The 9,885-nt window shown below is 64.3% G+C and carries 12 protein-coding genes, 1 tRNA gene and 2 pseudogenes; 11 read left to right on the top strand and 4 right to left on the bottom strand.

What is annotated here, in order from left to right:
* Nucleotides 1-537: 537 nt before the first annotated feature.
* The 4 genes and pseudogenes from QZ281_RS14605 to QZ281_RS14590 all read left to right on the top strand — a co-directional run.
* Nucleotides 538-1,251 (top strand): annotated as a pseudogene (locus QZ281_RS14605) (beta-ketoacyl-ACP synthase 3); the annotation flags it as partial.
* A 73-nt stretch (nucleotides 1,252-1,324) separates the two neighbouring features.
* Nucleotides 1,325-1,633 carry an integration host factor subunit alpha gene (locus QZ281_RS14600; protein ID WP_292229574.1) on the top strand — a complete coding sequence of 103 codons (309 nt, stop codon included), beginning with the start codon at nucleotides 1,325-1,327 and terminating at the stop codon, nucleotides 1,631-1,633.
* Between the two features lies 1 nt (nucleotide 1,634).
* The gene (locus tag QZ281_RS14595; protein ID WP_292229572.1) at nucleotides 1,635-2,042 is read left to right on the top strand and encodes a MerR family transcriptional regulator; all 408 of its coding nucleotides are present in this window, start codon (nucleotides 1,635-1,637) and stop codon (nucleotides 2,040-2,042) included.
* Nucleotides 2,043-2,102: 60 nt separating this feature from the next.
* Nucleotides 2,103-2,179: transfer RNA gene (locus tag QZ281_RS14590), tRNA-Pro, on the top strand.
* A gap of 71 nt (nucleotides 2,180-2,250) precedes the next feature.
* Here QZ281_RS14590 and QZ281_RS14585 read toward each other — a convergent pair.
* The gene (locus tag QZ281_RS14585; protein ID WP_292229570.1) at nucleotides 2,251-2,445 is read right to left on the bottom strand and encodes a DUF2842 domain-containing protein; all 195 of its coding nucleotides are present in this window, start codon (nucleotides 2,443-2,445) and stop codon (nucleotides 2,251-2,253) included.
* Entirely contained in the window at nucleotides 2,445-2,696 is a 252-nt protein-coding gene (locus QZ281_RS14580; RefSeq protein WP_292229568.1) for a transglycosylase, read from the bottom strand. Before QZ281_RS14580 ends, QZ281_RS14585 begins: the two co-directional genes overlap by 1 nt.
* Before the next feature lie 146 nt (nucleotides 2,697-2,842).
* Here QZ281_RS14580 and QZ281_RS14575 point away from each other — a divergent pair, with 146 nt between their 5' ends.
* The 5 genes from QZ281_RS14575 (at nucleotide 2,843) to msrB (ending at nucleotide 6,693) form a co-directional block, all read left to right on the top strand.
* Nucleotides 2,843-3,934, top strand: a complete 1,092-nt coding sequence (locus tag QZ281_RS14575; RefSeq protein WP_292229566.1) for a COX15/CtaA family protein — start codon at nucleotides 2,843-2,845, stop codon at nucleotides 3,932-3,934.
* A gap of 199 nt (nucleotides 3,935-4,133) precedes the next feature.
* Nucleotides 4,134-4,607 (top strand): 50S ribosomal protein L13, encoded by a 474-nt coding sequence (rplM, locus tag QZ281_RS14570; RefSeq protein WP_292229576.1) that lies wholly within the window; start codon nucleotides 4,134-4,136, stop codon nucleotides 4,605-4,607.
* Between the two features lie 2 nt (nucleotides 4,608-4,609).
* Nucleotides 4,610-5,101: a 30S ribosomal protein S9 gene (gene rpsI, locus QZ281_RS14565; RefSeq protein WP_292229564.1), complete on the top strand. Its 492-nt coding sequence runs from the start codon at nucleotides 4,610-4,612 to the stop codon at nucleotides 5,099-5,101.
* A gap of 99 nt (nucleotides 5,102-5,200) precedes the next feature.
* Nucleotides 5,201-6,136, top strand: a complete 936-nt coding sequence (gene argC / locus QZ281_RS14560; RefSeq protein WP_292229562.1) for an N-acetyl-gamma-glutamyl-phosphate reductase — start codon at nucleotides 5,201-5,203, stop codon at nucleotides 6,134-6,136.
* A 53-nt stretch (nucleotides 6,137-6,189) separates the two neighbouring features.
* Nucleotides 6,190-6,693, top strand: coding sequence for a peptide-methionine (R)-S-oxide reductase MsrB (msrB, locus tag QZ281_RS14555; RefSeq protein WP_292229561.1), 504 nt, complete (start codon nucleotides 6,190-6,192; stop codon nucleotides 6,691-6,693).
* Here the strand turns inward: msrB and QZ281_RS14550 are convergent.
* Both QZ281_RS14550 and phaC read right to left on the bottom strand, forming a co-directional pair.
* On the bottom strand, nucleotides 6,690-7,070 hold the full coding sequence (locus tag QZ281_RS14550; RefSeq protein WP_292229559.1) for a hypothetical protein: 381 nt from the start codon (nucleotides 7,068-7,070) through the stop codon (nucleotides 6,690-6,692). The two genes, msrB and QZ281_RS14550, sit on opposite strands and share 4 nt — an antisense overlap.
* Nucleotides 7,067-9,013 carry a class I poly(R)-hydroxyalkanoic acid synthase gene (gene phaC, locus QZ281_RS14545; protein WP_292229557.1) on the bottom strand — a complete coding sequence of 649 codons (1,947 nt, stop codon included), beginning with the start codon at nucleotides 9,011-9,013 and terminating at the stop codon, nucleotides 7,067-7,069. Before phaC ends, QZ281_RS14550 begins: the two co-directional genes overlap by 4 nt.
* Before the next feature lie 83 nt (nucleotides 9,014-9,096).
* On the opposite strand from phaC, the gene QZ281_RS14540 reads away from it, so the two are divergent.
* On the top strand, nucleotides 9,097-9,558 hold the full coding sequence (locus QZ281_RS14540) for a hypothetical protein (RefSeq protein WP_292229555.1): 462 nt from the start codon (nucleotides 9,097-9,099) through the stop codon (nucleotides 9,556-9,558).
* A gap of 39 nt (nucleotides 9,559-9,597) precedes the next feature.
* Nucleotides 9,598-9,885 (top strand): annotated as a pseudogene (locus QZ281_RS14535) (single-stranded-DNA-specific exonuclease RecJ); the annotation flags it as partial.

The raw sequence follows: 9,885 nt of genomic DNA, 5'->3' as shown, positions 1-9,885 counted from the left end.
TTCCAGGAGTGGACAGTGACGCAGGGCACCGTCGCAGCCGCCACAAAGTACGACGTGAACTCCGTGGGGTCCTCGGAATGGCGCCCGGCGCCCGCCTTTTCCCCCGACGGCAAGCACACCACCTGCGTGTTTGGCGCCAGGCACGGCCTTGACATGCACGTCGCCTACCCCGAGTCCTTCATCACCGGCGGCGAGGACGACCCGGGCTTCCCAGAGGGCTACTACCCAGGCAACACGGCTGTGGGCTCCCCCACCTACCGGCTCTACATGTCGCCCGCGTCCCTGAAGAAGCGCGCCAACATGCTCTACACGCCCAGTGCCGGCGACGAGCACGACAACGAGCCCAACTTTGGGTGGGAGCGCGTCGCCCGGGACGTCACGCCCGCCTCCAAGTGGAGCGTCACCTTCCTGGAGCGCGTCCCAGCGGGCGTCACGCTCTTCGTGGACACCATGACGTGGACCATGCCCACGGGCATGGCCATGCCCCTCGTGAAGCCCCAGAGGCACCCCTCCGACCCGCAGCAGCCCCACGTGGAGACCTTCCCCGCCGTCGCCGCCATCGTGCAGCGCAAGCTGGGCGCGGGCGTCGGCATCGCCTTTGACGTTCAGGCGGTCTGCTCAGGCTTTGTCTATGCGCTCAGCGTTGCTGACGGTTTCGTCGCGCGCGGCCTGTCGAAATGCGCCCTGGTCATCGGGGCCGAAGAAATGACCCGTCTGATGGACTGGGAAGACCGCACCACCTGCGTGCTGTTCGGCGACGGCGCGGGCGCCGTGGTGCTGGAGCCGCGCGAAGGGCAGGGGACGGCGGACGATCAGGGCATGCTCGGCTTCGCCCTGCGCGCTGACGGGACCAAGACGGACCTGCTGTACGTCGACGGCGGCCCCGGCTCGACCGGCACGGTCGGTCATCTGCGGATGGCAGGCAACCAAGTCTTCCGTCACGCCGTAGTCAATATCTCTGAAGCCATCACCGCGGCCTGCGCTGCGTCCGACATCCAGGTGTCGGATGTGGACTGGTTCGTGCCCCACCAGGCCAACCAGCGCATCATCAAGGGCGTCGGCGACCGTCTGGGTCTGGACGAGGAAAAGGTGATCTCCACGGTCGCCATGCACGCCAACACCTCGGCTGCCTCGATCCCGCTCGCTCTGGATGCGGCCATACAGGATGGGCGTATCAAGAAGGGCGATCTGGTGCTCTTGGAGGCCATGGGCGGCGGTCTGACCTGGGGCGCCTGCGCTCTTCGACTGTAAGTCGTCCGAGGGCCATTGATTTCCAGCGATTTTGCCTAACATATGTGGCCCTTAGAAAGACTGGGAGCCGAGTATGACAGGCCAGGAAACGCTGACCCGCGCGGATTTGTGCGAAGCGGTTCATGATGAGGTGGGACTTTCGCGCCAGGAATGCTCGCAGCTTGTCGAGCGAACTCTGGAGCTGATCGTCGAATCTTTGGAACACGGCGATACGGTGAAGCTTTCGGGTTTTGGCGTCTTTCAGGTTCGCGAAAAGCGCGCCCGCATGGGACGTAACCCCAAGACCGGCGAACCTGCGGCCATCAGCCCGCGCCGCGTCATCAGCTTCCGCGCTTCACAGATCATGAAGAGCCGGGTCCACGACGCCGTCGTCGAGGACTAGAGTGGCCAAAAGCGCCGACGCCTTTCGGACCATCTCCGAGGCGGCCGATGAGGTCGGAACGCCGCAGCACGTGCTGCGCTTCTGGGAAACCAAGTTCACATTCGTCGTCCCGCTGAAACGCGCGGGCGGCCGGCGATTCTATCGTTCGCAGGACATTGCAGTGCTGAAGGCGGTCAAACGCCTGCTGCATGACGAGGGTCTGACGATTCGCGGCGTGCAGCGTTTGCACAAAGATCAGGGGCTTCAAAAGCTTCTGGGCGCCGATGCAGCCGATCTGATCGACGAAACGCCGTCGGATGCCGCCACAGAACGAAACTATTTCAAACCGCTTGAAACGCCGCGCCTTCAAGCTGTGCTTGAAGATTTGGAGCATGCCAAACGTCGATTGGACGCCGTTCTTTCAACCTAGGTGGAAAACCTGCTTTTAGGGTTTGCGGCTGACGAAACCCTTGTCTATAGGGAGCGCCTTCGGAGCGTGGCGCAGCCTGGTAGCGCACTTGACTGGGGGTCAAGGGGTCGCAGGTTCGAATCCTGTCGCTCCGACCATTCTTGAAAAATAGAATGATGATGGTGGGGTCGTCCTAACGGACGGCCCCATCGCCGTATCTGGGTTTAGGTCAGCCCCGCTCGGCCCATTTCAGCAGCGGGATCAGAGGCAGGCCCCAGGCGGTGCCGCCGATGCCGAAGAATAGGAAATCGATCCATTGCGACGGGGGCAGCATCCCGCGCAGGGCGATCAGCCCCCACACCCAGAACGCCAGAAAAGCCAGCACCCCGATGGCGGCGACGAATCGACGCGCGCGCGGCGGCATCAGCGCTTGCTCCGGAACAGGAAGAAGGCGACCAGGCAGAAGGCTGCGCCGAACAGCGAGCAGGGCACCCAGACCCAGCTTTCCATCGTGCTGATTGCAAAGACGCGAACCGCCAGGAACCAGCCGCAGACCAGTCCCACGCCAGACACCAGCACGGTGGCGCCCAGGCCGCGGCGGCCAGTCGCCAGATCCGCGATCCAGGCCAGCGCTAATCCGCCCAGAAGGGCGGCGACGATTTCGGCGTATTGCACCCTGATCTCCTTATCGCCGCCGTGTCCGAACGACGCCGTTTGTCTATTCCGACTCGCGCTCTGCGGCCGGGGCGGGCATACCGCCACGGTCGCGATTTGGTCACGGTCAAGCGCGACAGCATATCCGGGTCAGTGTCGGGCGTCGAATGAACCGTTTCGGAAATACAGATCGTAATCAGGCCATCGCTATCTGGCTGTTTGCGAGTGCGGCCATCGTCTTTCTGATGGTGGTCATCGGCGGCATCACCCGGCTGACCGGCTCTGGCCTGTCGATCACGGAGTGGAAGCCCATCATGGGCGCGATCCCGCCGATCACCGACGCCCAGTGGGCCGACGCCTTCGAGAAATACAAACAGATCCCCCAGTACGCCCAGATCAATGCGGGCATGAGCCTGGGCGAGTTTCAGGGCATCTTCTGGTGGGAGTGGCTGCACCGACTGATCGGGCGCCTTATCGGCGTCGTCTTCGCCCTGCCGCTAGCCTTCTTCCTGCTGTGCCGCCTGTTCCCGCAGCGGTCCGTGTTTCGCCGCTGGGCCATGCCGGATCGCCTGATCTGGCGCTGCGTCCTTCTGTTGGGACTCGGCGGACTGCAGGGTCTGATCGGCTGGTGGATGGTGTCCAGCGGCCTGTCGGAACGGGTCAGCGTCGCGCCGGAACGTCTGGCGACGCACCTGGGTCTGGCCTTTGTCCTGTTCGCCGCACTGATCTGGACCGGTCTTGAGGCCTGGAACGGCGAGGATCACGGTCGTCCGCCCGCCGGATGGGCGAGGGGGGCTGCGATCCTTCTGGGTCTGGTCTTCGTGCAATGCCTGCTGGGCGCCTTGGTCGCGGGTGGGCATGCCGGTCTGGTCTATACGGACTGGCCGCTGATGAATGGCGCGGTCCTGCCGCCTGCAGACTGGAACATGGGCGCGGGCGCCTTCCTGCATGATCAGGCGCTGACCCAGTTCAATCACCGCATTGTGGCCTATGTCCTGCTGATCGTGGCGACCATCTACGCCTTCCAGGCCTGGCGCTGGCGCGTCGCCGAGGGGATGGGGCTGGCGGCGTTTACGCTGGCGGGCGTGATCTGGCTGCAGGCCGTACTGGGCATCGCCACACTGATGAACGCGGTGCCGGTCTGGCTGGGCGTGCTGCATCAGGGCGGCGCCGCTGTGGTGCTTGGCGTGGCGACGGCAAACCTGTGGCTGGTGCTGCGCGCACAGGCCCGCATCTTCATGTCCGGGCCGCGCCTTTAAGCGTCTGAACGTTCGATTAGGCGCGCAAATGCCGGGTATTTTAATACCGCATTGAAAATATCGTACATTTTCAATGGTGTAGATCGAAGTTGGCGTTCAAGTCGGCGTTGACGCGCTGGAACACCTCCTGTATCAGCGCGCCTTCATTCGGTTCCTTCGGGGGCCGGACCCGATTTTCGTCTCCAGGAACCCCCTCATGCTGAAGAGCACTACGGCTTCGTTGAAGCCGGCCGAGGTCGAGAAGAAATGGATCCATATCGATGCCGAAGGCGTCGTGGTGGGCCGTCTCGCGACCTTCATCGCCAACCGTCTGCGCGGCAAGCACCGCGGCGACTACACCCCGCACGTTGACTGCGGCGACTACGTCGTCGTCACCAACGTCGACAAGGTGGTGTTCACCGGCAAGAAGAACACCGACAAGGTCTACTATCGTCACACCGGTCACCCGGGCGGCGTCAAGTCGACGACCCCTGAGAAGGTCCTGAACGGCCGCTTCCCTGAGCGCGTGCTCGAGAAGGCTGTTGAGCGCATGCTGCCCAAGGAAAGCCCGCTGGCCCGCAAGCAACTGACGCACCTGCGTCTGTTCGCCGGCGCCGCCCACGAGCATGAAGCCCAGCAACCGGAAACGATCGACTTTGCGTCGGCGTCCGCCAAGAACACCCGGAGCGCCTGAGCATGACTGACGCGACGCAAGACACCGCCACCGGCTTCGACGCCCTGAAGGGCCTGAGCTCTTCGGTTGAGAACGACGCCCCCGTTTACGTCCAGAAGCTGGACGCACAGGGCCGCGCCTATTCGACCGGCAAGCGTAAGAACGCCATCGCCCGCGTCTGGGTTAAGCCCGGCACCGGCAAGATCACCGTCAACGGCAAGGACCAGGAGCAATATTTCGCTCGTCCCGTGCTGCGCATGATGATCGCTCAACCGCTGACCGTTTCGGACCGCGCCACGCAATACGACGTGATCTGCACCGTTGAAGGTTCGGGCCTGTCGGGCCAGGCAGGCGCTATCCGCCACGGCCTGTCGCACGCCCTGACGCACTTCGAACCGGAACTGCGCAAGGTTCTGAAGCCCCACGGCTTCCTGACCCGCGACAGCCGCGTCGTCGAGCGTAAGAAGTACGGCCGCGCCAAGGCACGCCGCAGCTTCCAGTTCTCGAAGCGCTAATCGCGTTCACGCGGTTTGGATTTGGGGCGCTTCGGGGAGACCCGGAGCGCCCTTTTTCTTGCTCACTTCCGGCCTATGACAGGCGGCGAGGAGTTTCTGATGACCCATACCATCTTCATCGACGGCGAAGCCGGAACGACAGGCCTGGAAATCCGCGAGCGGCTGGAAGCTCGCCCGGATCTGGAACTGCTGTTGCTGGGCGACCGACGCCGTGATGTGGATGCGCGGCGTGAGGCCTTGAACAACGCCGACGCGGTGATCCTGTGCCTGCCGGACGATGCGGCGCGCGAGGCTGTGGCTATGGTCGAAAACCCGTCGGTCAAGGTGATCGACGCCTCGACCGCCTATCGGGTCGCGCCGGGCTGGGCCTATGGCTTCCCCGAAATGGACGCGGGCCAGCGTGAGCTGATTGCGCGCTCGCAGTTCGTATCGAACCCCGGCTGCTATCCGACCGGCTTCATCGGCCTGGTGCGTCCGCTGGTGAAGGCGGGGCTGCTGCCTGCTAATTATCCGGTCACGGTCAATGCGGTGTCGGGCTATTCCGGCGGCGGCAAGGCCATGATCGCCGAGTTCGAGGCCCCTGGCGCGGCGACGCCCTATCGCGCCTATGGCTTGTCGCTGAAGCACAAGCACGTGCCGGAGATGACCAAACACACCGGCCTGAGCCATGATGTGCTGTTTGCGCCTGCAGTCGGCAACTATCGTCAGGGCATGCTCGTCGAGGTTCCGCTGCATCTGGGCGCCCTGCCCGAAACCCCGTCGGTCGAACGCATCCACGGCGCCCTTGTCGAAGCCTATGAGGGCCAGCAGTTCGTCGAGGTCGTTGATCTGGACGAGACGGAAGCCCTGACCGGGATCGAACCGGAAGGCCTGAACGGCACCAACCGCCTGAGGCTGCACGTCTTTGGCGCACGTGACGGTGAGCAGGCGCGGCTGGTGGCCTTGCTGGATAATCTGGGCAAGGGGGCGTCGGGCGCTGCGGTGCAGAACCTGAATATCATGCTGGGGCTGGATGAGGCGACCGGCCTGATCTGATCATGTGATCGGGCGGCCTGAAACCAATTCATGGCTTCCGCCGTATGGAAGCCATGACCCAGTCCCTGTTTCCGCATCGCCGGGGCTTACTGATGGGCGCCGGCGCGCTCGCCCTTGCATCCTGCGCTCCCGAAAACTCGGAGGCGGGGCAGGGGGATTACGCGACCTCTCCCTATCGTCGCGTGTCGGATGCGGATTGGCGACGGCGGTTGGGCGACGCCTCGTGGCGGGTGATGCGGCATCAGGGAACGGAGACGCCCTTCACCAGTTCGCTGAATGACGAGCATCGGGCCGGGACATTCGTCTGCAAGGGCTGCGATCTGCCGTTGTTCCGCTCGGTGTGGAAGTTCGATTCCCACACCGGCTGGCCCAGCTTCTATGACGTGATCGCCGCCAACATAGGGCGGCAGGGCGATCTGGCCATCGGCATTCCGCGCACCGAATATCACTGCGCACGCTGTCTGGGCCATCAGGGGCACGTCTTTGATGACGGCCCCCGACCGACAGGCCTGCGCTACTGCAACAACGGCGTGGCGCTGAAGTTCGTGGCTGCCTAGCTGCGGCGGTTGGCGCGGATGGCGGAATCGACCGTCACGGCAAACCAGATCGAGGCGAACAGGATCAGCAGGCCGTAGTCGTGACCGGAGAAGAAGACCGGGATCGCAGCGGCGATGATGACCAGCAGCGGAAACAGGCTGGCCCAGGCCGCCGTCGACGGTGCGTCCGCCAGGATCATCGGCTGCGGGACAGGGCGTTTCATCAGCTTGGCCATCCAGCCGTTCAGAGACACGAACAGAACCGAACAGATCACGGCAATGATGACGTATTTCAGCGCGGCGCCCGGCACGCCGAAGACGCTGGCGGTCATGATCAGAAGGGCGAGGGCGACGGCAGTGCTGATCGCCAGCAGGGTGTTCGGTTCGAGACGGTTCAAGACTTCACTTTCACATAGCTCCCCGGCGCCGCCTCGATGGGCTTCAGCGGTCCCTTGGCGGGATCGCGAGCCGGGATCTGCGGACCAGAGCGTTCATGCAGCCAATCGGCCCAGTGTTCCCACCAACTGCCCGGATGCTCTACGGCGCCCGCCTGCCATTCCGCCAGAGTTTCCGGCAGTTGGTCGTTGATCCAGTGTTGGTATTTCCTGGCCACAGGGGCGTTGATGACGCCCGCGATATGGCCCGATCCCGCTAGGGTGAAGGTCACGTCCTTGCCGCCGAACAGCCGGGCCGAGCGATAGACCGAGTTCATCGGCGCGATATGGTCTTCGCGGCTGGCCTGGAAATAGAGCGGGATCGACACCTGCGACAGGTCCGCCGTCAGCCCGCCGATCTGGAAGGCGCCTTGGGCCAAGGCGTTGGCCCCGTACATTTGGCGCAGATAGGCCATGTGCAGCGCCTTTGGCATTCGCGTTTGGTCCGCGTTCCAGAACAGCAGGTCGAACGCGGGCGGATCCTTGCCCAGCAGATAGTTGCTGATGAAGAAGGACCAGATCAGGTCGTTGGACCGCAGGGCGTTGAAGGTCTCGGCCATGACGGCGCCGGGCAGGACGCCGCCTGCCGCGTCCATCTGGCGCTCGATCTCGTTCAGCCAGTGCTCGTCGGTGAACAGCAGCAGATCGCCCGCCTCCTTAAAGTCATGCTGGGCGGCGAAGAAGGTGGCGGCGGCGACGCGCTTGTCGCCCTTGGCCGCCATATGCGCCAGCGCCGCGCCCAACAGGGTGCCGCCGATGCAGTAGCCGACGGCGTTCAACTGTTCCGTACCTGCCTGCTCCAGCGTCTTTTCGACGGCGCGGTAGATGCCTTTTTGCAGATAGTCGTCAAAGCCGAACCCGGCCTTGTCCAGATCAGGGTTGACCCACGAACAGACGAAGACCGTGAAGCCCTGCGCCGACAGCCAGCGGATCAGCGAGTTACCCGGCTGCAGGTCCATGATGTAGAATTTGTTGATCCACGGCGGGAAGATCAGCAGCGGGATCGTGTGCTGGGTTTCGCCCTCAGGCGCATATTGAATCAACTCAAACAGCTCATCGCGCCAGACGACCTGGCCCGGCGCCGTGGCGACATTCTCGCCCACGACAAACTTGCCATAGTCCGCCTGACTGATCCGTAGCGAGCCGCCACCGCGTTCAAGATCGGCGGCGAAGTTCTGCATTCCCTTCACCAGGGATTCGCCGCTGGTTTCCGCCAGCGCCTTCAGCGCGACGGGGTTGGAGGCCAGGAAGTTGGATGGAGAAAAGGCGTCGGTCAGCAGTCTGGTGAAGAACTGGGCGCGGCGCTTCAGCGTAGGGTCAATGTCCTCCACGCCCGCGATCAGGCTGTTCATCCAGTCGGAGGTCAGCAGATACGACCGGCGCATCATGTCGAACATCGGGTTCTCGGACCATGCGGGGTCCTTGAAGCGTTTGTCGGCAGGGGCTGGCGTCGGCGCTTCGCCGCCCGCCTGACGCGCGGTGGAGGCCCACAGTTCCATATATCGACCGAACAGATCAGCCTGGGCGTGGAACAGTTTTTCGGGCCGGGCCGCCAGACTGGTCATGACGGAACTCATGGCCGGGGCGACGTTGAAGGGATCAGCAGACAGGGCAGCGGGGCGGTCGGCCTGACTGAGCGCGGCCTCGGCGATGGCGCTCTGGGCCATCATCGCCGCCTTGGCCAGATTCATCGACAGGGTTTCAATCAGCTGCGCCTGTTCCGCGCCGGGGAAGGCGGCGACGGTCTGCTCGGGGGCTGGCTCTGGCTCTGACGCAGCGGCGACCGGTTCTTCGACCGGCGCGGGCTTTGGCGCTTTGGGCGGGCGGGGCTTGGCCGATGTGGGCCGTCCCGCCTTTCTGGGGGCACGTGCCGCGGGTTCAGTCGGCGTCTGCGGGGACTTGGCCATGGATGCCCTTCGCGTTTCCTGTCAGCGGTTCAAGGTCGTCGCCCTTCCGCCCAAGGCGATGATGGCATAAGACCCGTCCTGACATGAACGCGCTGTTTTGCAAAAAGACCAAGCTTCACCTTGTCGTCCTGACCGTTTTGGGCGGCGGGCTGACCTTGAGCGGCTGTGGCGCGGCCTTCAGCGCGAAAACGGACCCGAACGGCCCTCTGGCGCCGCGCATTGCGGCGCTGGTGGACGCCAACCGGCACTATCCGCGCTGGACCGACTTCCCGAATGCGCCTCAGGATCTGCCGCCACCGACGCAAATCGCAGCCAATGTGCGCGCTATGGAAGGCAAGGGATCGGCCCTTGGCGGCGAAGTGTCGCGGATCGATTGGACGCTGGACGACGCCGAAGCCCTGGCCGCCTGTACGCGCGCCCAGGTCGGAGCCGTGCCGACCTCGCCTGATTCGGCCCAGACCGCTGAAGACATCGAGGCCCTGGCCCAATCCCTGCGCGACCGGGCCAAGGCGCCGCCGCCCATCGACCGCCGTCCGAACCCTTAAAATATCGCCGGGGGCGTAGAATCCCGCGATGATATGCTGATGGCGGACGATACCGGCTCTCAAACCCTGAATGCATTTCTGGGCGTCTCGCGCTCCCTGTCGGGCCGCGCCTGGCGACAGAGACCGGCCGACGCCGCGACGACCCGCGCCCACATGCAGGGCCTGGGGCTGGAAGAACCGCTGGCCCGCGCCCTGGCCTCACGTGGGGTACGCACTGATCAGGGCGCAGATTTCCTGAACCCGACCTTGCGGGCACTGTTTCCCGATCCGTCCAGCTTCATGGACATGGACGCCGCCGCCGACGCCATTCTTGATGCGCTGCAGGCC

It is taken from the genome of Brevundimonas sp. (genome assembly GCF_018608325.1).
Taxonomy (GTDB): Bacteria; Pseudomonadota; Alphaproteobacteria; order Caulobacterales; family Caulobacteraceae; genus Brevundimonas.
Note: the sequence above shows the minus strand (reverse complement) of the source record. Positions and strands in the feature narration are given on the sequence as shown.